Raw genomic sequence first — 24,226 nt, 5'->3', positions numbered from 1 at the left:
GTCCCGGCAAAACGCAAATTTACGGTTTTCGGAGGAGCGTGGAAATGAGATGTTAAGCCAATAAGCCTATCAATCCAGGGAATTCGGGGGCAGACCGTCGGTATCGCCCGTAGCGTTGCACCAAAACGATACGGCCCGGACGGCAAGGAGCAGGACATATCATGCGGACAGAGAACGGCCGGATCATCCATCTGGCAGACTATCGCCAGACCGACTTCGTTCTCGAGCGCGTCGACCTGACCTTCGAACTGGACCCGACGGAAACCAAGGTCGAGGCGCGGCTGATCTTCCACCGCCGCGAAGGCGCCGATCCCGCCGCGCCGCTGGTGCTCGACGGCGACGAACTGGTCATGACCAGCCTGCTCTTCGACCAGATGGAGATGGACAAGGCGCGCTACGACGCCACGCCCGACAGCCTGACGATCCGCGAGCTGCCAGCGACGGACCCCTTCGAGATCACCATCACCACGATGATCAACCCGGAGGCCAACACCCAGCTGATGGGCCTCTACCGCACCAACGGCGTCTACTGCACCCAGTGCGAGGCCGAAGGCTTCCGCCGCATCACCTATTTCCCCGACCGGCCGGACGTGCTCGCCGTCTATACGGTCAACATCATCGCCGACAAGGCGAGCTGCCCGCTGCTGCTGTCCAACGGCAACTTTTTGGGCGGCGCCGGCTACGGCGAAGGCAGGCATTTCGCCGCCTGGTTCGACCCGCATCCGAAGCCCTCCTATCTCTTCGCGCTGGTTGCCGGCGATCTCGGCGTCGTGGAGGACACGTTCACCACCATGTCCGGCCGCGAGGTGACGCTGAAGATCTATGTCGAGCACGGCAAGGAGCCGCGCGCGGCCTATGCCATGGACGCGCTGAAGCGCTCGATGAAGTGGGACGAGGAGGTGTTCGGCCGCGAATACGACCTCGACATCTTCATGATCGTCGCCGTCTCCGACTTCAACATGGGCGCCATGGAGAACAAGGGGCTCAACGTCTTCAACGACAAATACGTGCTCGCCGACCCCGAGAGCGCCACCGACCAGGACTATGCGAATATCGAGGCGATCATCGCCCACGAATATTTCCACAACTGGACCGGCAACCGCGTCACCTGCCGCGACTGGTTCCAGCTCTGCCTCAAGGAAGGCCTGACGGTCTATCGCGACCACGAATTCTCCGCCGACCAGCGCTCGCGCGCGGTCAAGCGCATCGCCGAGGTACGGCACCTGAAGTCCGAGCAGTTCCCGGAGGATGCCGGCCCCCTCGCCCATCCGGTGCGCCCGACGAAATACCGCGAGATCAACAATTTCTACACGACGACCGTCTATGAAAAAGGCTCCGAGGTGACGCGCATGATCGCGACCATCGTCGGCAAGGACGGCTTCAAGAAGGGCATGGACCTCTATTTCGAGCGGCACGACGGCGATGCCGCGACGATCGAGGATTTCGTCAAATGCTTCGAGGCGGCGAACGACGTCGACCTCTCGCAGTTCTCGCTCTGGTACCATCAGGCCGGCACGCCGCTCGTCAGCGTCTCGTCGAGCTACGACCAGGCGAAGGGTGCGTTCACGCTGTCGCTGGAGCAGATGATCCCGCCGACGCCTGGCCAGGCCGCGAAGGAACCGATGCATATTCCGCTGCGCTTCGGCCTCCTCTCCGCCGATGGCACGGAAGCGCTGCCGAGCGCCGTCAGCGGCGCCGACGTGACCGGCGACGTGCTGCATCTCCGGGAGCGCCGCCAGACGGTGACCTTCTCCGGTATCGCCTCGCGCCCGGTCGTCTCGCTCAACCGCGGCTTCTCCGCGCCGATCAACCTGCATTTCGAGCAGGCGCCCGCCGACCTTGCCCATATCGCCCGCCACGACAGCGATCTCTTCGCCCGCTGGCAGGCGCTGAACGACCTCGCCCTGCCGAACCTCGTCGAGGCCGCGCAAAAGGCGCGGGCCGGCGAGCCGGTCGAGACCAATGCGGTGCTCGCCGACACGCTGATCGCCATTGCTGGCGACGAGACGCTGGAGCCGGCCTTCCGCGCGCAGGCGCTGGCGCTCCCCTCCGAATCCGACATCGCCCGCGAACTCGGCAGCAACAACGATCCGGACGCCATCCGCGCCGGCCGCGAAGCCGTGCTCGCCTTCGTGGCGAACCGCGACCCCGCCGTCTTCGCCGCGCTCTTCGAAGGTCACCGCACCGCCGGCACCTTCACGCCGGATGCGATGAGCGCCGGCCGGCGGGCGCTGCGCAATGCGGCACTCGCCTATCTCGCCGTCGCCGACGGCACGCCGGCCCGCGCCGCGGAGGCCTTCGCGGCCGCCGACAACATGACCGATCTCAGCGCCGCGCTCACCGTGCTCGCCCATCGCTTCCCGGACGCGCCGGAGGCGTCGGCCGCGCTCGAAACCTTCCGCGCCCGCTTTGCCGACAATGCGCTGGTCATCGACAAGTGGTTCTCCATCCAGTCGACCATTCCGGGCGACGGCGCGCTGGACCGCGTCAGGGCGCTGATGGAAAGCCCGCACTTCAACAGGGCGAACCCGAACCGCGTGCGCGCGCTCGTCGGCACCTTCGCCTTCTCGAACCCGACCGGCTTCAACCGGGCGGACGGCGCCGGCTACCGCTTCCTCGCCGAGCAGATTCTTGAGATCGACCCGAAGAACCCGCAGCTCGCCGCCCGTATCCTCACCTCCATGCGCTCCTGGCGGGCGCTCGAGGACGGCCGTTCGGACCATGCGCGCAACGCGCTGCGCACGATCGCGGCGGGCGAAAAGCTGTCTTCCGACGTTTCGGACATCGTGGAGCGCATGCTGAAGGGCTAAGTGGCGCGCGGATGGCTTCCCCCCTCTGCCCTGCCGGGCATCTCCCCCTCAAGGGGGGAGATCAGCAGGACGCTGGGACATTGCTCAAGCCGCGACGTTTATGATGAGCGAAACGTCGCCCCATCCAATCTCCCCCCTTGAGGGGGAGATGCCCGGCAGGGCAGAGGGGGGTAGCGGCACCACGCCGGACCGCCCCCCCCAATTTCCCAACCATAAGAAATGGTTAAGACTTGGTTACCTTTTCCGCTGGACAAGCCGAATCACAATTGATTCATTAAGGCAGATTCGGGCGAGCGGCGCGCCGAATCACGAGAGGGTACAAGGTTTAAGACTATGACGGACGCGCAACGAGGACGCGCAGCCGGCGGGTGGACTCACCTCAATTTTCCGGGAATGGCGGCCTGGGAAAGCGAGCTGACGGGACAGGCGAAGATTTTCGCCGGGCCTGCCGCGCGGCATCTGACACGGGCCGAGCCCGTGCTGAAGCGGTCGATACCGATCCTGATCATCGCCTTTCTGTTCGTTGTGGCCATCTCGCGCATGGCCGGCATCCTGGTCGAGCACGACCGGATGGAGACCAGCGTCAAGGACACGACGTCGCTGACGGCAATGGCCGCCGAGGCGGTGTTCTCCGGCCCGATGGCCGAGAGCCTGGCGAAATCCGACCGCATGGCGGTCGAGGCGGCGCTTTCCCTGCATCTGCCGCAGGATCGCATGCAGCCGGGCGGGCTTGTTCTCTTCGTGGCGGAGAAGGGCCAGGTCTTCGGCGCCTCGCTGGGCGCGGCGCGCTATGTCGGCCTGTCGCTCGCGCGGTTCTCTCCGGAGCTGGCGGCGATCCAGTATTTCGGCGATCCGGCCGGCGTCTTCCGCGCCCGCATCGGCGATGAGGACTACTACGCCTCGCTCGTGCAGATGCCGAAGAAGGGCGGCTTCATCATCGTCGCCAACCCGCTCGGGCAGCTCGCGACATTCTGGCGCGACGAGGTGGCGCTGAACGTCACGCTGTTTTCCGGCATTTCGGCGATCCTGCTCGTCATCCTCTATGCCTACTACATCCAGGCGAAGCGGGCGCGCGACGCGGACGCGATCTTCGCCGAATCGAACCTGCGCGTGGAGACGGCGCTCGCCCGCGGCCGCTGCGGCCTCTGGGATTTCGACCTCTCGAGCCGGCGGCTGTTCTGGTCGCGCTCCATGTATGAAATGCTCGGCATGCCGGCGCGCGACAGCGTGCTCTCCTTCGGCGATGCCGCCCGGCTGATGCACCCCGACGACGACGGCATCTACCAGGTCGCCCGCGCCGTCGCGCGCAGCGAGGCCAGGCAGGTGGACCAGGTGTTCCGCATGCGCCATGCCGAAGGCCACTATGTGTGGCTGCGCGCCCGCGCCCAGCTCATCCGCATGGCCTCCGGCCGCATGCACATGATCGGCATCGCCATGGACGTGACCGAGCAGCACCGGCTCGCCCAGCGCTACCAGGAAGCCGACCAGCGGCTCGCCGACGCCATCGAATGCACCTCCGAGGCCTTCGTGCTGTGGGACAAGAGCGACCGGCTCGTCATGTGCAATGCGCACTACCAGCAGGCCTACGGCCTTCCCGACGACGTGCTCGTTCCGGGCACGGACCGGGCGACGGTGCATGCCGCCGCGGCCCGGCCGGTCATCGAGCGGCGCATCGCGGATGCGGACGGCGCGGGCGTCTCGCAGACCAGCGAGGTACAGCTTGCCGACGAGCGCTGGCTGCAGATCAACGAGCGGCGCACCCGCGACGGCGGCCTCGTCTCCGTCGGCACCGACATCACCATGATGAAGCGCCACCAGGTGCGCCTGCGCGAATCCGAACGCCGCCTGATGGCGACGATCGGCGACCTCTCCGCCTCCCGCGCCAAGCTGGAGCGGCAGAAGGCCGAGCTTTCGCTCGCCAATGCCAACTACCAGGCGGAAAAGGACCGTGCGGAGGCGGCCAACCGGGCCAAGTCCGAATTCCTCGCCAACATGTCGCATGAGCTGCGCACGCCGCTCAACGCCATCCTCGGCTTTTCCGAGATCCTGCAGAATCAGATGTTCGGCCCGCTCGGCTCCGACAAGTACCGCGAATATTCCCGCGACATCCACGAGAGCGGCAAGCACCTGCTCAACGTCATCAGCGATATCCTCGACATGTCGAAGATCGAGGCCGGCCACATGCGCATCAGCTGCGAGACGGTCGACCTGTCGCCGCTGATCGAGGAGACGCTGCGCCTTACCATGCTGCAGGCGGAGAAGAAGCACATCGAGGTGCGGCAGGCCTGCCCGGGCAACCTGCTGACGGTTGCCGACCGCCGTGCCATGAAGCAGATCCTGCTGAACCTCCTGTCGAACGCCATGAAGTTCACCAATCCCGGCGGCAGGGTGGAGGTGCGGGCACGCAGGGTGGACGGCGCCGTCACGCTGACGATCGCCGACACCGGCATCGGCATCCCGAAATCCGCGCTGCAGAAGATCGGCCAGCCCTTCGAGCAGGTGCAGAGCCAGTATGCCAAGAGCAAGGGCGGCTCCGGCCTCGGCCTCGCCATCTCCCGCTCGCTCGCCCACCTGCATGGCGGGGCCATGCGCATCCACTCCGTCGAGGGCAAGGGCACGATCATCTCCGTGCGCATCCCCGACCGGGAACGGCTGGCGGCGCTGCATCTGGCGGCGGCCTGAGGGCGACGGCGCGAGGACGCTCCTCTCTGCCAAGCCGTCCCCTGACCGCAGAACCATCACCTATGGAAGGAAACCGTCGCCCCATCCCCTTCTCCCCCGCGGGGAGAAGGTGCCGCCAGGCGGATGAGGGGGATGGCGAAGGCGTAACCGATCCGTCCGAGCCCCCCCCTCATCCGACCCTTCGGGCCACCTTCTCCCCGCGGGGGAGAAGGGAAGAGTGGCACCGTCGAACTCCATAGACGATTGCCCCGTCCTTGTGGCGGAAATGCCGGGCAGGGCAGAGGGAGGTAGCGCTTATCCTTTCACCACCCCCTGAAAGATCTTCCGCACCGCCTTGGAGACGCGCCTTATATCCGCCTCCAGCGCGCGCACATCCGGGCAGTCGCCGGCGCGGCAGACGAGGTCGACGAGGCCGGCGGGGGCCTCCTTCGGGTCGAAGCCGCCATCGACGCTGAGGCGCACGATCTGGGAGATCTCCGTATAGAGGGTGAGTGCCCGCTGCACCGTGTCGAGATCGTTCGGGTCCATCATGCTCTGTCCGAACAGCGCCAGCGCATCGCCCGTCGGCAGCGCCCTTTCCGGCTGCGCGGCGCCCCGCGCCGGCGCCACCAGCGCGAGGAACTGGGCGATGAACTCGATGTCGATCAGCCCGCCGGCAATCAGCTTCAGGTCCCAGATGTCCTTCGGCGGCTTCTCCTCGTCGATCAGCGTCCGCATCTCGAGCACATCCTTGGCGATCTTGCCCGCATCGCGCTTGCGGGCGAGCACCGCGCGGAAGATCTCCTCCGCCTGCCGCATCAGGCTCTCGTCGCCGCAGAGCACGCGGGCACGGGTCAGCGCCATGTGCTCCCAGGTCCAGGCCTCCTCCGCCTGGTACTTGGCGAAGGCGGTGATGCGGGTGGCGACCGGCCCCTTGTTGCCGGAGGGGCGGAGCCGCATGTCGACCTCGTAGAGCACGCCTTCGGCCGTCGGGGCGGAGAGCGCCGCGATCAGCCGCTGCGTGATGCGGGTGAAATACTTGACGTTGTCCAGCGGCTTGGCGCCGTCCGATTCGAAGGCGTCGCCGTCGTGGTCGTAGAGCAGGATGAGGTCGATGTCCGAGCCCGCCGTCAGCTCGAAACTGCCGAGCTTGCCCATGCCGACCAGCGCGACGCGCCCGCCGGGAAACCTGCCATGCGCCGCCTCGACCTCCTCCAGCACCGCCTTGAAGGCCGCACGGACGATGAGATCGGCGACATGGGTGAAGGCGCGGGCGGCCTGCTTTCCGGTGATCGCGCCGGTCAGAAGGCGGATGCCGATGAGGAAGCGCTGTTCGGCGGCGATGATGCGCAGGCGGTCGAGGATCTCCTCGTAATGCCGCGCGCCGGAGACGAAGCCGTCGATGCGCTCGGAGAGATAGGCGCGGGTCGGCAGTTCGGCGAGAAGCCCCGGATCGAGCATGCCGTCGAAGACGTGGGGCTTTGCCGCGATCACCTCGGCAAGGCGCGGCGCCGACGACATGATGTTGACGATGAGGGAAAGCAGCGCCGGATTGTTGCCGAGCAGCGAGAAGAGCTGGATGCCCGCCGGCAGGCCGGAGATGAAATTGTCGAAGCGCAACAGCGCCTCGTCCGCCCGCTTGCTCTCGCCGAAGACGCGCAGCAGCTCCGGCGTCAGCTCCGTCAGCCGCTCGCGCGCCTCGACGGACTGCGTGGCGCGGTAGCGGCCGTAGTGCCAGGTGCGGATGGTGCGGGAAATGTCGGCGGGGCGCTCGAAGCCCAGGCGCTTCAGCGTCTCCAGCGTGTCCGGATCGTCCTTCTGGCCGGTGAAGACGAGATTGCCGGTCTCCGAGGAGAGCTTCGCCTCCTGCTCGAAGAGCGCCGCATAGCGCCGCTCCACGGTCTTCAGCACCTCGACCAGCCGGGCGGAAAAGGCAGCCGTATCCGCAAAGCCCAGCATGTAGGCGATGCGCTTCAGTTCGGCCTCGGTTTCCGGCAGCACATGGGTCTGCTCGTCGCGCACCATCTGGATGCGATGCTCGACATCGCGCAGGAACCAGTAGGCCTGCGTCAGTTCCTCGGCCGTCGCCGCGTCGATCCAGCTCGCCCTGGCAAGTTCCGCCAGCATCGGCTCGGTGGCGCGCAGGCGCAGCGCCGGGACGCGCCCGCCGGCGATCAGCTGCTGGGTCTGCACGAAGAACTCGATCTCGCGGATGCCGCCGCGGCCGAGCTTGACGTTGTGGCCCTTCACCGCGATCTCGCCATGGCCCTTGTGCACATGGATCTGCCGCTTGATCGAATGGATGTCGGCGATGGCCGCATAATCGAGGTACTTGCGGAAGACGAAGGGCGTGAGCTCCTTGAGGAAGGCCTCGCCGGCCCTGAGGTCGCCGGCAATGGGCTTTGCCTTGATGAAGGCGGCCCGCTCCCAGTTCTGCCCCCTGCCCTCGTAATAGAGCATCGCCGAATCGACCGAGATGGCGAGCGGCGTGGCGCCGGGATCGGGCCGCAGCCGCAGGTCCGTGCGGAAGACATAGCCGTCCGCCGTCCGCTCCTGCATGATGCGGATCAGCCGGCGCACGAGGCGGGAAAAGGTCTCGACGGCCTCGCTCGGATCGACGGCGATGCCGGCCATCGGATCGAAGAAGACGACGAGGTCGATATCGGAGGAATAGTTGAGCTCCGCCGCGCCCAGCTTGCCCATGCCGAGCACGATGAGGCCGGAGCCCTCGCTCGGGCGGGCGGGATCGGGCAGCGTCAGCTTGCCGCTCTCATGCGCCGATAAAAGCAGGTGGTCGATGGCCGCGGACGTCGTCGCCTCGGCGAGATCCGTCAGCAGCGCCGTGGTGCGCCGCGCGTCGAAAATGCGGGCAAGGTCGGCAAGGGCGGTGAAGAAGGCGACCTCGCGCTTGGCGCGGCGCAGCCGCGTCATCAGCACGGCCTCCGTCACCTCGCCGTCCTCCGTCCGCCAGGCCTTGCGGGCGCCGTCGATAGCGGCTTGCACCGCGGGCAGGATCGGCTCTTCGAGCGCGCGGGCGAGCAGGCCGGGATCGATGCGGGCCGTGTCGCGCAGATAGGGCGAGAGCGACAGGGTGGCGACGATGAAATCCTTGAGCGGCCCCTCCTCGCCGAGGAGCCGGGCGATGGCGGCGTGCTCCCTGCCCCAGTCCTTGAGATCGGACAGGACAGACTTGACCTCCGCCTGGCTGAGAGCCCGTACGGGGCTTGCCGAAAGATCGGAAAACCGCGTCGTTTCCGCTGCGCTCATGATGCCTCCTCACCGCATCCGGCCGATGAAAGGCCGGCGCGAAAAGGTGTATCAGTCCGCAACGACGGGGAAAACCATCCTGACCGTCAGCCCCCGATTGTTTTCCCGCTCCGGATGGGTCGCGTCGATCTCCAGGCGGCCGTGATGCATTTCCATGACGGCGCCGGCCAGCGAGAGGCCTAGGCCCGTGCCGGGCTTGGAGCGGCTGGCATCGAGCCGCACGAAGCGCTTCACCACGTCCTCGCGCTTGTCGTCGGGCACGCCCGGGCCGCTGTCGGCGACCGAAAGCACGACCTCGCCCTCCCGCCGTTCGAGGGAAATGCGGATCTCGGGTTCGCCCCCGCTGCCCTCGGCATATTTGATCGCATTGTCGATGAGGTTGCCGAGCGCCTGGCCGACGAGCTCGCGGTTGCCCTTGACCTCGACGCCGTCGGCGATGGCGGTCACCAGCGTGAGGCCGCTGTCCTCGGCCACCGGCTCGTAGAGCTCGGCGCTGTCCTGGGCGATGCCGCTGATGTCGATCGCGCTCATCTCGGCCGGCGCTTGTCCCGCCTCGACGCGGGAAATCATCAGGAGCGCGTTGAAGGTGCGGATGAGCTGGTCGGATTCCCCGATCATCTCCTCCAGCGCCGTGCGGTAGTCGGCCCTATCGCCGCCGGCAAGCGCCGCCTCCGCCTTGTTGCGCAGCCGGGTGAGCGGCGTCTTGAGGTCATGCGCGATATTGTCGGAGACCTGCTTCAGGCCCTCGTCGAGCTTCTCGATGCGGCCGAGCATGGTGTTGAGCGATTCCGACAGGCGGTCGAACTCGTCGCCGGAGCCGCTGGTCGGCAGGCGCTGCGAGAGGTCGCCCGCCATGATGCGCTGGCTGGCGCCGGACATGCGGTCCATGCGTTTCAGCGCATTGCGCCCGATCAGGTACCAGATGGCGAGCGCGCCGAAGCCCATGACGCCCAGCGCCACCATCAGCGCCTGGCGCACCAGATAGCGGAAATTCTCCGGCTCGCCGAGATCGCGGCCGACAAGCACGCGCAGGCCGTTGGAGAGCACGATGACCTGCGCATAGGCCATGGGGCGACTGTTGCCGCGCGCCTCCTCCTGGAAGCGCTGGTAGCGGAAGGGCGTCTCCGTCCAGCCCTCGGTATCGAGCACGCCGGGCTGCAGCGACGCCACGTTGCCGGCCAGCACCTCGCCCGTCGGGCTTGCGATGATGTAGAGATTGGCGCCCGGCTGGCGCGAGCGCCGTTCCAGCGTGCGCAGGAGGCCGTTCATGCCGTTGCCTTCGAAGACGCGCTCGATCTGCTCGACCTCCTGCGCCACCGCCTCGCGCATCTGCTGGCGCAGCAGCCGTTCCGACATGGAGGAGACGTAGAAGACGAGGAAGGCCGCGCACAGGGCGAACAGCAGCAGATAGACGGCGGAAAGCCGCACCGCGGTCGTGCGATAGAGGGCGGTCAGCCTGCCGAGCATTCGATGCATGGGGTCAGCCCGCCGCCTCGTCCTTCATCATGTATCCCGCGCCGCGCACGGTGCGCAGCAAAGGCTGGTCGAAGTCCTTCTCGATCTTCGAGCGCAGCCGCGAGACATGGACGTCGATGACATTGGTCTGCGGGTCGAAATGATAGTCCCAGACATTCTCCAGCAGCATGGTGCGCGTCACGACCTGGCCGGCATTCTTCATCAGATATTCGAGCAGGCGGAACTCGCGCGGCTGAAGCAGGATCTCCTTGCCGGCGCGCTTGACCGTGTGGGACAGCCGATCGAGCTCGAGGTCGCCGACGCGGTAGACCATGTCCTGCTCCGGCGTGCCCTTGCGCCGCCCGAGCACCTCCACGCGCGCCAGCAGCTCGCTGAAGGCATAGGGTTTCGGCAGGTAGTCGTCGCCGCCGGCGCGAAGCCCCGTCACGCGGTCGTCGACCTGGCCGAGCGCGGAGAGGATGAGCACGGGGGTGTGGATGTTGCGGCGGCGCAGCTCCGAGATCAGCGACAGGCCGTCGCGGCGCGGCAGCATGCGGTCGATGACCAGGACGTCGTAGCTGTTCTCGGTGGCGAGGAAGAGGCCGCTTTCGCCGTCGCTCGCATGGTCGAGCACGATGCCCGCCTCGCGAAAGGCCTTCGAGAGATAGGCGGCCGCCTCCAGATCGTCTTCCACAATCAATATCTTCATCGTGCGGACCTTACAGCATGTTCGGCGGGACTTGGCCAGAGTGCCGTGTCCCGATATGGCAGCGCCGCGAAACCTTGCGATTTCGCGGCGCCGAAAAGCGGATTACGGAGCCGCTCAGCCCTGGTCGATCGGCAGGGCCAGGAAGCGGCTGCCGTCATTGGTCTCGATCTGGAACAGCGCCTTGGAGCGGCCGTCCTTGCGGGCATTGTTGATGACCTTCACCACGTCGTCGGCAGACTTCACGGCCTGGTTGTTGACGGAGGTGATGCGGTCGCCTTCCTTGAGGCCGCGATCGCTGGCGTCGGAGTCCGGATCGACGGAAGAGACCGTCAGGCCGTCGTCGCCCGGCGTGACCGAGATGCCGAGATCGGCAAGCGCCTGCTCGCTGGCGGGCGCTTCCGGCTCGACTTCGTCCGTGCCCGTCGCGGCCTGGATCTGCTCGCCGGCAAGCGTGCCGATCTCGACCGCGATCGTCTCGGACTTGCCGTCACGCCAGACCGAAAGCTCCACCGTCTTGCCGGGTGCGATGTCGGCCACGCGGCGGGCAAGGTCACGCGGGTTCTTGATCGGCTCGCCATCGAGCGCCGTGATCACGTCGCCCTTCTTGATGCCGGCCTTGGCACCGGGCGAATCGGCCTGCGGTTCGACGACGAGGGCACCGGCGGCGTCCGCCAGGCCGAGCGAATCGGCGATGTCGCGGCTCACCGGCTGGATCTGCACGCCGAGCCAGCCGCGGTCGACCTTGCCGTCCTTCATCAGGTCGGCGACGACGCCCTTGGCGACGGAGGCGGGAATCGCGAAGGCGATGCCGACATTGCCGCCGGACGGCGAGAAGATCGCGGTGTTGATGCCGACGACCTGGCCGTTGAGGTTGAAGGTCGGGCCACCGGAATTGCCGCGGTTCACGGCGGCATCCACCTGCAGGTAGTCGTCATAGGGGCCGGAGCCGATGTCGCGGCCGCGGGCCGAGATGATGCCAGCCGTCACCGTGCCGCCGAGGCCGAACGGGTTGCCGACGGCGACGACCCAGTCACCGACGCGGATCTGGCTGTCATCGGCGAAGCTCACATAGGTGAACTTGCGCTTGTCCTTCTCCTCGACCTTCAGGACGGCGAGGTCCGTGCGGCTGTCCTTGCCGACGAGCTTGGCGTCGAGCTCCGTGCCGTCGTTCATCACGACCGTGAAGGCGGTGCCGTCATTGACGACGTGGTTGTTGGTGACGATGTAGCCGTCTTCCGAGATGAAGAAGCCGGAACCCTGCGAGGTCGGGCGCAGATGCGGCTTGCGGTCACGACCGCGGCGATCGCCGCGTTCACCGAAGCGGCGATCCGGCCCGCGGTCGCCCCGGAACTGGTCGGGGCCGCCGAACTCACGGAAGAAGCGCTTCAGCGGATGATCGTCGGGAAGCTCGTCGAAGCCGCGGCCGCCGAAGTTGAAGCTGAAGTTGCTCTCGTCATTGGCCGGCTTGACATCGGACTGGACGCGAACGGAAACGACGGCCGGCGAGACGGCCTCCACGACGTCGGCAAAGCTCGCAACCTGCGGGCCCTGCACCGACACGGCTTCTGCAAAACTCTCGGTGACGCGCGCGGGAATGCCGGTCGCAAGCATGACGGCCGCAAGCCCGGCGACGGTGGTCGTCTTCAGGACGGTCTTGAGGCCTGGACGGAATGCTGAAATCTTGGACATTCTTTGCACCTTTTCTCTCACTTCATGGCTGCGTGCGGCAGCCGATGAGCAAGAGATAGGCGCGTGCACATTACAGCGCACTATCCGCGGCATGAATTTTTGGTAATGTTGGGAAGAAGGAATTAGGCAGTAGGCAGTAGGCAGTAGGCAGTAGGCAGTAGGCAGTAGGCAGTAGAAATATCTCCTTCCCTACTGCCTATTGGCTACTGCCTAATTCCTCATCCCCATTTCCTCACTCCAGAGCCTTTTCCAGCTCGGCCTTCTCCGCCTCCGAAAGCGGCGTTCCCGTCGGCTTGCCGCTGCGCTTGCGCACGAAAAGCACCATCGCCGCCGCGCCCGCGAGGAAGAGCACGATCGGCGCGCCCCACAGGAGCAGCGTCTCGCCGCGCAGGCGCGGGTTCAGCAGCACGAATTCGCCATAGCGCGAGACGACGTATTCGATCACCGCCTCGTCGCTGTCGCCGTTCTTCAGCCGCTCGCGCACGAGAAGCCTGAGGTCGCGGGCAAGCTCGGCATTGGAATCGTCGATCGACTGGTTCTGGCAGACCATGCAACGCAGCTCGGCCGACAGCGCCCGCGCCCGCGCCTCCAGCGCCGGATCGGCCAGCACCTCGTCCGGATTGACCGCGAAGGCCGGAAAAGCGGCAAGCAGGAAGGCCGAGGCGAGGAGCAGGCGGCGCATCATTCCGCCGCCTCCAGCGCCGGCTTGACCTTGCGAACCTTCTGCGGCGCCCCGACGCGCAGCCGCCGGTCGCACAGCGACACGATGCCGCCCGCCATCATGATCAGCGTGCCGATCCAGATACAGAGGATCATCGGCTTCCACCAGACGCGCACGACGATGCCGCCGTCGGCCATTGCATCGCCGAGCGAGACATAGAGCTGGCTGAGCCCGAAGGTGCGGATGCCCGCCTCCGTCGTCGGCATGCGGCGGGCGGAATAGAGCCGCTTGGAGGACCAGACGTCGGTGACGATCACGCCGCCGCGCGCCACGGTGAAGTGGCCGGATTCCTCGGAATAGTTCGGCCCCTGCCCGCGGCGCATGCCGTCGAAGGTCAGCGTGTAGCCGCCGGCCTCCACCTGCATGCCGGGCTTCATTTCGACGACATGCTCGGTCTCGAACGCCGTCACCGCGATGACGCCGATCACCGTCACGCCGATGCCGATATGGGCGAGCGCCGTGCCGAAGGCCGAGCCCGGCAGGCCGATGAAGCGGCGGACGGCGACGTTGCGCGCCACCTTGCCGATGCCGGCGCGCAGCCACAGGTCGGTGATCGCGCCCGCGATCATGTAGAAGCCGATGGCAAGGCCGAAATAGGCGAGCACCGGCCCGCCGTTCTGGATGTAGAGGACCACCGCCGCGCAAACGAGGCCGATGCCCGCCGCCGCAAAGAGGCGCTGGCCGGCGGCGAGCACATCACCCCGCTTCCAGGCGAGCAGCGGGCCGAACGGCACCGCCAGCAGCAGCGGCAGCATCAAGAGGCCGAAGGTGAGGTTGAAGAAGGGCGGGCCGACGGAGATCTTCTCGCCCGTCAGCGCTTCCAGGACCAGCGGATAGAGCGTGCCGGTCAGCACCGTGGCGGCCGCCGTCGTCAGGATCAGGTTGTTGAGGACGAGCGCGCCCTCGCGCGAGATCGGCGCGAAAAGCCCGCCGGCTTTCAGCGTCGCCGCCCGGAAGGCGAAGAGCGACAGCGCGCCGCCGATGAAGAAGACAAGGATGGCGAGGATGAAGACGCCGCGCGTCGGGTCGGTGGCAAACGCATGCACCGAGGTCAGCACGCCCGAGCGCACCAGGAAGGTGCCGAGCAGCGACATGGAGAAGGTGAGGATCGCGAGCAGCACCGTCCAGATCTTCAGCGCCTCGCGCTTTTCCATGACGAGCGCCGAATGCAGCAGCGCCGTGCCGGCGAGCCAGGGAATGAAGGAGGCGTTCTCCACCGGATCCCAGAACCACCAGCCGCCCCAGCCGAGTTCGTAATAGGCCCAGTAGGAGCCCATGGCGATGCCGGCGGTGAGGAAGCTCCAGGCCGCCAGCGTCCACGGCCGCACCCAGCGCGCCCAGGCCGCATCGATCCGCCCGTCGATCAGCGCCGCGATGGCGAAGGAGAAACTGACGGAGAAGCCGACATAACCGAGATAGAGCAGCGGCGGATGGATCGCGAGGCCGATGTCCTGCAGAACGGGATTGAGGTCCTGACCCTCGGCCGGCGCCGGCTGGAGCCGCAGGAATGGATTGGAGGTGAGCAGGATGAACAGCGCGAAGGCCGTCGAGATGAAGCCCTGCACGGCCAGCACGTTGGCGCGCAGCCGCTCGGGCAGGTTGGCGCCGAAGGTGGCGACGAGCGCGCTGAAGAAGACGAGGATGAGGAGCCAGAGCAGCATCGAGCCCTCATGGTTCCCCCAGACCCCGGTGATCTTGTAGATCATCGGCTTCAGCGAATGCGAGTTCTGCCAGACATTGCCCACCGAGAAATCGGAGACGACATAGGCGAAGGTCAGCACCGAGAAGGAGAAGAGCACGAGCAGGAAACCGGCCAGCGCCGCGGCGGGCGCCACGGCCATCAGCGCGCGGTCGCCCCGGATCGTGCCGACCAGCGGCAGGATCGACTGGACGATGACGGTCGCCAGCGCCAGGATCAGGGCATAGTGTCCGAGCTCGATGATCATTTGATCGTTTCCTTGCCGGATAGTTCGACGCCCTGCGCCTTCAGGCGATCCGCGACGTCCTTGGGCATATAGGTCTCGTCGTGCTTGGCGAGCACCGTGTCGGCCAGGAACAGCCCGTCCGTGCCGAACGCGCCTTCCGCCACCACGCCCTGCCCCTCCCGGAAGAGGTCGGGCAGGATGCCGGTATAGGTCACCGGCACCGTCGCAAGCGTGTCCGTCACCGTGAAGGTGATGGTCGAGCCCTCGCCGCGCTTGACCGTGCCGGACTCCACGAGCCCGCCGAGGCGGATGCGCGTTCCCGGCGGCACGTCGGCCTTGGCGAGATCGCCCGGAACGTAGAAATAGGCGATCGACTGGCTGAAGGCGAACATGACGAGCAGCACCGCCGCCACCAGGAAGGCGATGCCGCCGCCGATCACTGCCAGACGTTTCTGCTTGCGTGTCATGGTCCGCTGCCCTCAGCCGAAATCGATAGGTCCCGGGCAAGCGCCAGAAGCTGTTTGCCGTTGTCGCTGTCGGCCGGGAAGGTCTTCAGCGCCGTCTCTAGCGCGGCTTCGGCCTTCGGCCTTTGATCCAGCACAACATAGGAACGGATGATGCGCATCCATCCTTCGATATTGTCGGGATTTTCCTCAAGCTTCGCCGCAAGGCTCTCGACCATGCCCGATATCATCTGCTGGCGGTCGTCCGCCGACATGTCCTGGGCGGCCGCCATGTCGTCCGCCGTCGGATTGCCGAGCGCGCCACCGCCGCCGCCCTGCCCTTCGGCAAGCCCGGCAATATGCCGGTTGACGAGCGGCAGCCAGGGCGCATCGGCCGGCGCTTGCTTCGCCAGGGCCTCGAAGGCTGCGCGCGCCTCGGCGCGCTTGCCTTCCTGCTCCAGCGCCAGCGCCAGATAGTATTCGGCGCGCGGATTGTCCGCCTTCAGCGCCAGCGACTGTTCCAGCCGGGCGCGCGCCTCGGCGGTCACGATGCCGTTCGACTGGGCGATCAGCGTTTCCGCATAGCCGTCCAGCCGCTCCGGCGTCGGCCCGAGCAGGCGGATCGCTTGGGAGAAGGCGTTCGCCGCATCCTCCACCCGGCCGCTGCGATAGTAGATCGGCGCCAGGAGGTCCCAGCCCGCGCCGTCGTCCGGATTGCGCGCCAGATGGTTCTCCGCCTTGGCAATGAGGATGGAGATGTCGTTTCCGGGATTGGCAAGGCGCTCTGCGAGCGGCTGGGCCGGAAGATCCGGCCGGCCGGTCGCGACGTAAAGACAGAGGCCGATGGTCGGCAGCAGCACGATCACGAAGACCTGCGCCAGCCGGTTGCGGCGCCCGGCCGGGCCCGCCCCGCCCTTCGCCTCGGCCTTGCTGGCCGCGATCAGCCGGCGCGCGACCTCCGCCCTAGCAAGCTCGGCCTCGTTCGCGCCGATGAGGCCGCTCGCCTCGTCGCGCTTCAACTCCTCGAGCTGGTCGCGGTAGACCTCGACGTCATGACCGGCGTCACCCGCTGCCGCCGGAGGGCGGCGCAGCAGGGGGAGAAACAGAACGGCGGCAACGGCGGCCGTCAGGATGGCGACGAGAATCCAGAAGAACATGACCGTTCAAATACTGGAACGCGCGACCGTTTCCAATTCCCCAGGGAACAATGACGTGAATTTGAGGCGTTTCGCCGCAACCGTCGAACGGTCAGGCTTGCGCCAACGCATGCCCGCCCCTTTTCGGTGAACCGGATGGCGCCGGAAACAACAATGCTAGGACAGCGGCGCCCAGGCCCCGTCCGCGTTGCGGCAGGCCGCCCCGCGCGTTGCGGTGTCCCGGCCGTCCACGGTCAGCGTGTGGCTGTACTGCCGGCAGTTCTGCGAGCCGACCTGGTAGGGCGCGGCCGCCACCACCGATCCGCTGACGCCCCTGCCCTGCCAGACGACCGGCTGGCCGCCGGGCGCGGCTTCCAGCGCACGGTACTCGGCTTCCAGCGCCCGCTGCATGTCCGCCTTGGAGAGCTGCGCGCCGCCGGCATTGCGGCTGACGAGCCCGCCCTGCAGCGCGGTGATATAGACGCCCGCTCCGGTCGGAACGGCCGTGCCGGCGGTCCCGGCAGCGCCGCCCGATGTGGTCGTGCATCCCGAAACCGTCGCTGTTGCCAGAAGGAGGGGGAAAAAGGCGCCGCGCAAACCCGTCTTCATCCGCTGGGACCGTCTCTCTTCATGAGAGAGCGCTTTCACCCGCCGGCGAAAACGCTCTGATCTTGTGTTCTGCCGCAATTCCGGGTGCAAAACCGCTTCGCGCTTTTGCCGGAACTGCTCTCGCTTTCCGTTTCCACGCGACTGCGGCTGCAAAACCGCCTCGCGCTCCTGTTGGTCTCGTCCCGGAAGCGATACGCCCGCCCGGCACGTCGTCCATCCCGCGATCCTCATCGTCGCGAGCCCCTCCCTTGTTGCATTGTCCGCCGTCTCAGGCAACATCCTTTGTGACGGCCGGCAGGACGAGCCGGGCCAGCAGCCCGCCGCGCGGCCCGCGCGAAAGCCCGAAGGTTCCCTGGTATTCCGAGGCGATCTCGCTGACGATGGAAAGGCCGAGCCCGGTGCCCGGCTTGCTCTCGTCGAGCCGCTTGCCGCGCTTCATCGCCTCGCGGATCTCGTCCGGCTCCAGCCCCGGCCCGTCGTCCTCCACCTCGATGACGATCCAGTTCTTGCGCGCATCGTCATTGCCACGCACCTCGGCCGGCGCCATCAGGGCGCGTACGGCCACGGTCGTGCGGGCATAACGCGCGGCGTTTTCCAGGAGGTTGCCGACCGTCTCCTCGACATCCTGCTGCTCCATCGCCAGCACGAGACCCGGCGGATCGACGGTCAGCGGAAACTGGCATTCGGCGTTGAGCCGCCGCATCACGCGCACCAGCCGCTCCAGCACGGCCTGCGCCTCGGTGCGTGCGAGTACGGATTCGCGCTGGGCGGCGATGCGGGCACGGTTGAGATAGGATTGCACCTGGCTCTGCATGGCTTCGGCCTGCGTGCGCACGAGATCGCCCTGCGGGGCGGCGAGCAGCCGCGATTCGTTGAGGAGAACCGCGATCGGCGTCTTCAGGGAGTGCGCAAGGTTGCCGACCTGCATGCGCGCCCGCTCGACGATGCGCCGGTTGCTGTCGATCAGCGCATTCACTTCGCTCGCCAAAGGCAGGATTTCCCTTGGAAAATCGCCGTCGAGCTGCTCGCTCTCCCCCGCGCGGATCTTCTCCAGCGCCTTGCGCGCCCGGTCGAGCGGCTTCAGGCCGATGAGGATCGCCGCCGCGTTGAGAAGCAGGCTGCCGACGCCGAAGCCGGCCAGCGCCAGATAGAGGCTGCCGGAAAAGTCGTCGATATCGCCCTCCAGCACGTCGCGGTTGCCGACGACGCGAAAACGCGCCGTGCGTCCCTCGTCGTCGAGCACCACTTCCGTCTCGCCCACCTCCACCTCGTTGCCGAAGGAATCGATGGTCGTGTAGAAGCGCTCGTAGCGCGTGTCGAAGGGAATGCTGTCGGTATCGGGGATCGGAATGCTCCCCGTTCCGAGCGAGGACGAGGTCAGCGTCTCGCTTGCCAGCGCCCCGCCGATCGGCTCGACCACCCAGTACCAGCCCGATTGCGGCTGGAAGAAGCGCAGGTCCCCGAGCTGCGGCGTGCCGGTCAGCCGCGTCTCCTCGTCCGCCGAAACGGAGTTGATGACGTTGTAGAGCTGCGCGCGCAGGAGATCGCGAAAGCTCTTCTCCGCGCTCTGGCGGTAGAGCGTCGAGATGACGACGGCGATGACGATGAGCGCGACCGCCGCCCAGAGCGAGGCGAGAAGAAGAACGCGAAAGGTGAGCGAGCGGGAGTGCCTGGCGTTATTTGCCATTGGCGGGGGCTTGCATCCGGTAGCCGAGGCCGCGCACGGTCTCGATCAGGTCGACGCCGATCTTCTTGCGCAGGCGCCCGACGAAAACCTCGATCGTGTTGGAATCGCGGTCGAAATCCTGATCGTACATATGTTCGACCAGCTCGGTGCGCGAGACCACCTCGCCCATGTGATGCATCAGGTAGGAAAGCAGCCGGTATTCGTGCGAGGTCAGCTTCAGCGTCTCGCCGTTGACCGTCGCCTTGGAGCCCTTCGTGTCGAGCCGCACCGGCCCGCAGACGATGTCGGGGCTCGCATGGCCCGCCGCGCGGCGGATCAGCGCCCGGATGCGCGCCAGCACCTCCTCGACATGGAAGGGCTTTGCCACATAGTCGTCGGCGCCGGCGTCGATGCCGGCCACCTTGTCGCTCCAGCGGTCGCGGGCGGTCAGGATGAGGACGGGCATGGCCTTGCCGTCGGCGCGCCATTTTTCGAGGACGGTGATGCCGTCCATTTCCGGCAGGCCGATGTCGAGGATGATGGCGTCATAGGGCTCGGTGTCGCCGAGATAGTGGCCTTCCTCGCCATCGAAGGCCTGGTCCACAACATAGCCTGATTCCTTCAAGGCCTCGCTGAGCTGCCGGCTCAGATTGACGTCGTCCTCGACCACCAGGATACGCATTCGCCCTCTTTCCTATCTCTCTCGTCCCATCACGAACGGCCGGCGGCCCTACATCGGCACGCGCACGGTCACCTTGCGCGGCCGGGCATTGCCCTTGCCGGGCACGAGCACCGTCACCACGCAGGTATCGCCCTTCGGCTGCGCCGAGAGCAGTTCGCCCCCCGTCTGGGCAACCACCTGCGCAGCCGCGTCGCTGCAGTCGCCGGCGACCGCGACGACATCCCGCGCGGTGCCCGTCTCGACGGGCCCCGGCAGGATCAGGCTGGCCGCAAGCGCGGTTATGAGAAGTGGCGAGGCCATGAATGTACTTTCAGGTGCGGATCAGTGTGATGCAAGCAATAAACGATCCACGCTGAATGGCAAATGAATGCCTTGTGGATCGTCAAGCCGCCTCACCGCACCCGCCGGCACGCGGAAATCCGCCCGTAAAGCGCGACGAACCCGCCCAGCGTGCCCACCGCCGCCACGAGGAGATCGGCCAGTTCCCCTTCGTCACCCGCCGTCACCTCGACGCCCGCCGCATTGGCGAGCGAGGCGAGGATCGCGACCAGCGCGCCCCAGACGGTGCGCGACCGGTACCAGGCTTTCGTTTCGTCATTCATCGGTTTTCCTTTCTGTCAGAGAAGGATCGTCGCCCGCGCCGGCAGGCCGAGCGGGATGGCCCGGCCGAGCTGGCGCACGCGGATGGAGAGCGCGGCCTGCGGCGCGCCGAAATCGGCAAGCTCCTGGTCGGCGGGATAGGTGAAGGCCGGCGCCGCGGTCTCGACGCTGCGCACCGGCACCGCGCCGGAGAGGATGTCGAGGCGATAGGCCTCCGCCGGCTCGTCGAGCGGGATCTCGGCGGCAAGCCAGCTGTCCGAATCGATCCGCCCCCGCCGGATCCACGACAAGCGCACGGCGCCGTCGACGTCCCGCCGGCCGCGCAGATGCACCGGCGCCAGGGGCGTCAGCGCCCGCTCGCCGCCGGCAAAGGCGAAGGGACCCGCCTGTCCCGGCGTCATGCCGACAGGCTCGACGAGCCAGTTGGAGAGCCGCCCCACCTCCTCCACGTCGAGACCGAGCGGCAGCACCGCATCGTCAAGCACCACCGCCCGCGTCCCGGCCGCATGGCCGGACGCCATGGCATCCTCGGTGCCATGCAGGGCGCGCAGCAGCCGGGTGAGCCGCCAGCGTCCCGGCGCGATCTCGCTCGCCCCGGCAAAACCGACGATTTCCCAGGCCCCGCTGCCGGCTCTGAGCGCAAGGCGGTTGGCGCCGTTCAGCATGGCCAGCGTGTCCACCGCGGAAAGCCCGCCGAAGGGCAGGTCGAGCACGATCGCCCGCCCCGGATCGAACCGCCCGGCGACGCCCGCCTCCAGCGGCTCGACCAGCGTGCCGATCCGCGCCGGCCGGTCGAGCCGCACGCGGCTGCGATAACCTTCGCTGCCCTCCGAACTCGACACGATCATGGAGCGCCAGGGATGCGCATAGGCCGCGACACGCGCAAAATCCTGCGCCCCGCCCGACCCGAGGACCGGCAGGTCGAGGAAAACGACGTCCGGCGCAAAGGCGTCGCCCACCCCGCTCGCCGGCCGCGGCCGGCCGTCCGGCAGCAACGGCGCCGGGCTGTCCCCCGCCGCGATCGCCCGCGCCTCCACCTCCCGCACCAGCCCGTCGGTGATGCCGGTGATGAGAAAGCGCCCCTCCGGCCCGTCGGCCAGCCGCACGATGTCGCCCGGCGTCACGCCCATCGCGGTCGGCGGCAGGCGGAAGGTGAGCCGGCGCTGCCCCGCCCGCTGGTCGCGCAGCGCCGTCTCGACGCTCGCCGCGGCCGCCCCCGCATGCAGCACCGCCGGCAGCGCCAGCCGCAGCACGCGGTCGTTCTCCCCTGCCATGCGGCGCGAGCGCGCCGTAACGCGCGAATAGGTGCCCGAATCGTCGAAATGGTCGAGGATCGCCTCGCCCGCGAGATCGCTGATATGCCCGCGGCTCTCCTCGAACAGCGCCTCCTCCGGCCGCTCGGCAAGAAGGCCGATCTCCGCCGGCGGCAGCGCGGATTTCAGCCGCGATCGGAAGACGAGCCTGCCGTTCGCCTCCAGCGCATCGATCTGGAAGGCTTCCATCAGCGGCTCGATCAGCGCACGCGCCGAGGTCTGGTCCGCCTGCACGAAACCGGAGAGATCGCCGGCAACGCCCGAGACGTCGAAATCGTGGAACCCGTGATCCTTCAGGATCGCCGCGATGACATCCGCCACCGTCCCGGCCCCGAGCCGCGCGTTCAGCCAGTGCCCGCGCTGCCAGTTGAGCCCGTCCGACCAGAGCGCGGTATCCTCGGGAAAGGCCGGATAGGGCCGCGCATCCCAGGTCCAGAGGAAGACATGGCCCGGATCGACCATGCCGGCCTCCGGCCCGCTGCCCTGCCACCAGCCGTGGTGCGCGTCGAGGAAGCGCCGCTGCACCGCATCGTTGCGCGCCCCGCCGGAATGATAGGGCAGCGCGTTCTCCGAGCTTTTCGGATCGACGAAGACGTTCGGCTGGTTCGCCCCCTTGTCGACCGCCGGGCAGCCGAGTTCGGTGAACCAGATCGGCTTGGAGCGCGGCACCCAGGCGGTGTGGCCGGAAAGCTCCGCCCCGCCCGGCCCGCGCTCGTAGTGGCGATTGCCCCACCAGTTCTCGAGGTCCTTGTAGCGGAACACCCAGGGCTTTCCCGCCATGCCGTCGGTGATGGGCACGCGCTCGCGCGCCACCCGCGCCGCCGCGTCGGGATAATACCAGTCGAACCCCTCGCCGCCGGTGATCATGGCGCGCATGGCCGCCATGTCCTCGGAATGGCGAAACGCGTCCGGATTGCCGGCCAGCGTATCGGCATTCTGCCAGTCGGAGAGCGGCATGTAATTGTCGATGCCCACCGCATCGATCGCCGGGGAGGCCCAGAGCGGGTCGAGATGATAGCGCACCTCGCCGCTGCCGCCGGGCGGCTGGTAGCCGAAATATTCGCTCCAGTCGGCCCCGTAGGTGATCTTCGTGCCCGGCCCGAGGATCGCCCGCACGTCGCCCGCAAGCGCGCCAAGCGCCTCGACGAAGGGAAAGGCCCCGCTCCCGTCGCGCAGCCAGGTCAGCCCGCGCATTTCCGAGCCGATCAGGAAGCCGTCCACCCCGCCCGCCGCCTTCGCCAGCAGCGCATAATGCAGGATCAGCCGCCGGAACCCCTCGTCGCCGGCGGGGCCGGCGATCTCCTCGCCCGAAACGGAAAAGCTCCCCGCCCCGGCCGCGCCGACAAAGGCGTTCACCTGGCCGCGCGCCGAAGCGGTTCCCTCGGCGGATTGTGGATGGCAGGTGATGCGCCCGCGCCAGGGATAGGGCGCCTGCCGCACGTCGCCATAGGGGTCCGGCAGCGCGTTGTCGGCCGGCACGTCCATCATCAGGAAAGGGTAGAGATAGACCTCGATCCCGCGCGCCCTCAGGTCGCGGATGGCCGCGATCACGCTCGCGTCCGAGGGCGTGCCGCCATAGGCCGGCCGGCCCTCGACGCGGCTCACCACATAGGCGTCCGCGCGCGCGATGCCGCAGACCTTCCACGGCCGGCTCTCCTCCAGCCGCTCGGACACCTCCACCCCCGGCAGGATACGGCACTGGCCCGCCCGAAGGTCCGTGCCGAACCAGGCGACCACCAGCCCCACCCGTTCGAGGCCGGGGCACAGCGCCTGCAATTCGTCGATCGAGGCCACCCAGTCCGTTGCCGCCACCAGCGTGTTGCGGTTCAGGTTGCGCGCCTTGCCTTCGGAGATCTTCTCCGTCACCAGTTCGGGGTCATAGCCATGCTCGCTCGATCCCGGAATGACCGTCACCGCCCGGACCTTGCCCTCCAGCGAGCCGACCGGCTTCAGCACCTCGAACTGCAGGATGGGGATGCGGTTGCCGAACGTGTCGAGCGGCAGCCGCTCGAAGACGACATAGGCAAGCCCGCGATAGGCCGGCGCGTTGCCCGCTCCCTGCTTGGCGAGGATCAGCGGATCGGGCGCCTGGTCGGCAGTGCCGCGATGGACGCGCATCTCGATGCCGGTCAGGTCGATCTCCCGCCCGTCCGCGAAGACGCGCCTGATGCCGGCGATCGGCCCTTCGCACACGCCGACGGCGAAGTTGGCGAAATAGCTGAAGGTCTCGACCCGCGGCCCGCTCGCCTTGCCGCCGCTGCGCTCGACGGAGACGTCCTCCTCGAAGCGCGTCGCCCAGATCAGCGTGCCGCCGACACGCGCCGTGCCGTAGACGCGGCTCATCGCCGTGCCTTCCTCCGCCCCCGGCACGCGCCCGTCATTGAGCCGCGCGCCGGGAATCTTCGTCATGCCGTTGATCAGCGAACGGTCGACCGCCGAGCCCGCCAGCGCCCCGACGGCCCGGCCGAGCATGGCGCCGAACGGCCCGAAGAGGCCGCCGAGCGTCGCACCCGCCGCCTGGAAGAGAAGTGTCGCCATGG

The 24,226-nt window shown here is 67.6% G+C and carries 16 protein-coding genes; 2 read left to right on the top strand and 14 right to left on the bottom strand.

From position 1 onward, the window contains the following. Positions 1–161: 161 nt before the first annotated feature. Together pepN and WMC41_RS05605 are read left to right on the top strand one after the other, a co-directional pair. On the top strand, positions 162–2,810 hold the full coding sequence (gene pepN / locus WMC41_RS05610; protein ID WP_432347272.1) for an aminopeptidase N: 2,649 nt from the start codon (positions 162–164) through the stop codon (positions 2,808–2,810). Between the two features lie 333 nt (positions 2,811–3,143). After that, positions 3,144–5,492: a PAS domain-containing sensor histidine kinase gene (locus WMC41_RS05605; RefSeq protein WP_432347271.1), complete on the top strand. Its 2,349-nt coding sequence runs from the start codon at positions 3,144–3,146 to the stop codon at positions 5,490–5,492. Between the two features lie 294 nt (positions 5,493–5,786). Here WMC41_RS05605 and WMC41_RS05600 read toward each other — a convergent pair whose 3' ends face one another. The 14 genes from WMC41_RS05600 to WMC41_RS05535 form a co-directional block, all read right to left on the bottom strand. Continuing rightward, on the bottom strand, positions 5,787–8,738 hold the full coding sequence (locus WMC41_RS05600) for a bifunctional [glutamine synthetase] adenylyltransferase/[glutamine synthetase]-adenylyl-L-tyrosine phosphorylase (protein WP_432347270.1): 2,952 nt from the start codon (positions 8,736–8,738) through the stop codon (positions 5,787–5,789). A 51-nt stretch (positions 8,739–8,789) separates the two neighbouring features. Beyond that, positions 8,790–10,205, bottom strand: coding sequence for an ATP-binding protein (locus tag WMC41_RS05595; protein WP_432348275.1), 1,416 nt, complete (start codon positions 10,203–10,205; stop codon positions 8,790–8,792). 13 nt (positions 10,206–10,218) lie between these two features. After that, the gene (locus WMC41_RS05590) at positions 10,219–10,902 is read right to left on the bottom strand and encodes a response regulator transcription factor (protein ID WP_064329523.1); all 684 of its coding nucleotides are present in this window, start codon (positions 10,900–10,902) and stop codon (positions 10,219–10,221) included. Between the two features lie 114 nt (positions 10,903–11,016). After that, the gene (locus WMC41_RS05585; RefSeq protein WP_244769977.1) at positions 11,017–12,591 is read right to left on the bottom strand and encodes a Do family serine endopeptidase; all 1,575 of its coding nucleotides are present in this window, start codon (positions 12,589–12,591) and stop codon (positions 11,017–11,019) included. Positions 12,592–12,823: 232 nt separating this feature from the next. Beyond that, positions 12,824–13,276, bottom strand: coding sequence for a cytochrome c-type biogenesis protein (locus tag WMC41_RS05580; RefSeq protein ID WP_244769976.1), 453 nt, complete (start codon positions 13,274–13,276; stop codon positions 12,824–12,826). Then, positions 13,273–15,258, bottom strand: a complete 1,986-nt coding sequence (locus WMC41_RS05575; RefSeq protein WP_272804896.1) for a heme lyase CcmF/NrfE family subunit — start codon at positions 15,256–15,258, stop codon at positions 13,273–13,275. The genes WMC41_RS05580 and WMC41_RS05575 overlap by 4 nt, the downstream gene beginning before the upstream one ends. Beyond that, positions 15,255–15,704 (bottom strand): cytochrome c maturation protein CcmE, encoded by a 450-nt coding sequence (gene ccmE / locus WMC41_RS05570; RefSeq protein WP_244769974.1) that lies wholly within the window; start codon positions 15,702–15,704, stop codon positions 15,255–15,257. Before ccmE ends, WMC41_RS05575 begins: the two co-directional genes overlap by 4 nt. Beyond that, a complete protein-coding gene (gene ccmI, locus WMC41_RS05565; RefSeq protein ID WP_432347269.1) occupies positions 15,701–16,837 on the bottom strand; it encodes a c-type cytochrome biogenesis protein CcmI in 1,137 nt (378 codons plus the stop codon). Before ccmI ends, ccmE begins: the two co-directional genes overlap by 4 nt. A 156-nt stretch (positions 16,838–16,993) precedes the next feature. Further along, positions 16,994–17,425, bottom strand: a complete 432-nt coding sequence (locus WMC41_RS05560) for a hypothetical protein (protein ID WP_244769972.1) — start codon at positions 17,423–17,425, stop codon at positions 16,994–16,996. 268 nt (positions 17,426–17,693) lie between these two features. Continuing rightward, entirely contained in the window at positions 17,694–19,112 is a 1,419-nt protein-coding gene (locus WMC41_RS05555; RefSeq protein WP_432347268.1) for an ATP-binding protein, read from the bottom strand. Then, on the bottom strand, positions 19,102–19,773 hold the full coding sequence (locus tag WMC41_RS05550) for a response regulator transcription factor (protein WP_244769970.1): 672 nt from the start codon (positions 19,771–19,773) through the stop codon (positions 19,102–19,104). The genes WMC41_RS05555 and WMC41_RS05550 overlap by 11 nt, the downstream gene beginning before the upstream one ends. 48 nt (positions 19,774–19,821) lie before the next feature. Beyond that, on the bottom strand, positions 19,822–20,073 hold the full coding sequence (locus tag WMC41_RS05545; RefSeq protein ID WP_244769969.1) for a hypothetical protein: 252 nt from the start codon (positions 20,071–20,073) through the stop codon (positions 19,822–19,824). Positions 20,074–20,165: 92 nt separating this feature from the next. Next, complete coding sequence (locus WMC41_RS05540) at positions 20,166–20,375, bottom strand: hypothetical protein (RefSeq protein ID WP_432347267.1); 210 nt, start codon at positions 20,373–20,375, stop codon at positions 20,166–20,168. 15 nt (positions 20,376–20,390) lie between these two features. Next, positions 20,391–24,224 (bottom strand): baseplate multidomain protein megatron, encoded by a 3,834-nt coding sequence (locus WMC41_RS05535; RefSeq protein WP_432347266.1) that lies wholly within the window; start codon positions 24,222–24,224, stop codon positions 20,391–20,393. Between the last annotated feature and the right edge of the window lie 2 nt (positions 24,225–24,226).

The sequence above is a fragment of the Shinella yambaruensis genome, assembly GCF_050859155.1.
Classification (GTDB): domain Bacteria; phylum Pseudomonadota; class Alphaproteobacteria; order Rhizobiales; family Rhizobiaceae; genus Shinella; species Shinella yambaruensis.
This window is presented reverse-complemented; position numbering and strand designations above follow the sequence as displayed.

What these genes read in the sequence shown, in the direction of transcription:
- pepN (WP_432347272.1), top strand. Translation starts at nt 162, where the DNA reads ATGCGGACAGAGAACGGCCGGATCATCCATCTGGCAGACTATCGCCAG.
- WMC41_RS05605 (WP_432347271.1), top strand. Translation starts at nt 3,144, where the DNA reads ATGACGGACGCGCAACGAGGACGCGCAGCCGGCGGGTGGACTCACCTC.
- WMC41_RS05600 (WP_432347270.1), bottom strand. Translation starts at nt 8,738, where the DNA reads ATGAGCGCAGCGGAAACGACGCGGTTTTCCGATCTTTCGGCAAGCCCC.
- WMC41_RS05595 (WP_432348275.1), bottom strand. Translation starts at nt 10,205, where the DNA reads ATGCTCGGCAGGCTGACCGCCCTCTATCGCACGACCGCGGTGCGGCTT.
- WMC41_RS05590 (WP_064329523.1), bottom strand. Translation starts at nt 10,902, where the DNA reads ATGAAGATATTGATTGTGGAAGACGATCTGGAGGCGGCCGCCTATCTC.
- WMC41_RS05585 (WP_244769977.1), bottom strand. Translation starts at nt 12,591, where the DNA reads ATGTCCAAGATTTCAGCATTCCGTCCAGGCCTCAAGACCGTCCTGAAG.
- WMC41_RS05580 (WP_244769976.1), bottom strand. Translation starts at nt 13,276, where the DNA reads ATGATGCGCCGCCTGCTCCTCGCCTCGGCCTTCCTGCTTGCCGCTTTT.
- WMC41_RS05575 (WP_272804896.1), bottom strand. Translation starts at nt 15,258, where the DNA reads ATGATCATCGAGCTCGGACACTATGCCCTGATCCTGGCGCTGGCGACC.
- ccmE (WP_244769974.1), bottom strand. Translation starts at nt 15,704, where the DNA reads ATGACACGCAAGCAGAAACGTCTGGCAGTGATCGGCGGCGGCATCGCC.
- ccmI (WP_432347269.1), bottom strand. Translation starts at nt 16,837, where the DNA reads ATGTTCTTCTGGATTCTCGTCGCCATCCTGACGGCCGCCGTTGCCGCC.
- WMC41_RS05560 (WP_244769972.1), bottom strand. Translation starts at nt 17,425, where the DNA reads ATGAAGACGGGTTTGCGCGGCGCCTTTTTCCCCCTCCTTCTGGCAACA.
- WMC41_RS05555 (WP_432347268.1), bottom strand. Translation starts at nt 19,112, where the DNA reads ATGGCAAATAACGCCAGGCACTCCCGCTCGCTCACCTTTCGCGTTCTT.
- WMC41_RS05550 (WP_244769970.1), bottom strand. Translation starts at nt 19,773, where the DNA reads ATGCGTATCCTGGTGGTCGAGGACGACGTCAATCTGAGCCGGCAGCTC.
- WMC41_RS05545 (WP_244769969.1), bottom strand. Translation starts at nt 20,073, where the DNA reads ATGGCCTCGCCACTTCTCATAACCGCGCTTGCGGCCAGCCTGATCCTG.
- WMC41_RS05540 (WP_432347267.1), bottom strand. Translation starts at nt 20,375, where the DNA reads ATGAATGACGAAACGAAAGCCTGGTACCGGTCGCGCACCGTCTGGGGC.
- WMC41_RS05535 (WP_432347266.1), bottom strand. Translation starts at nt 24,224, where the DNA reads ATGGCGACACTTCTCTTCCAGGCGGCGGGTGCGACGCTCGGCGGCCTC.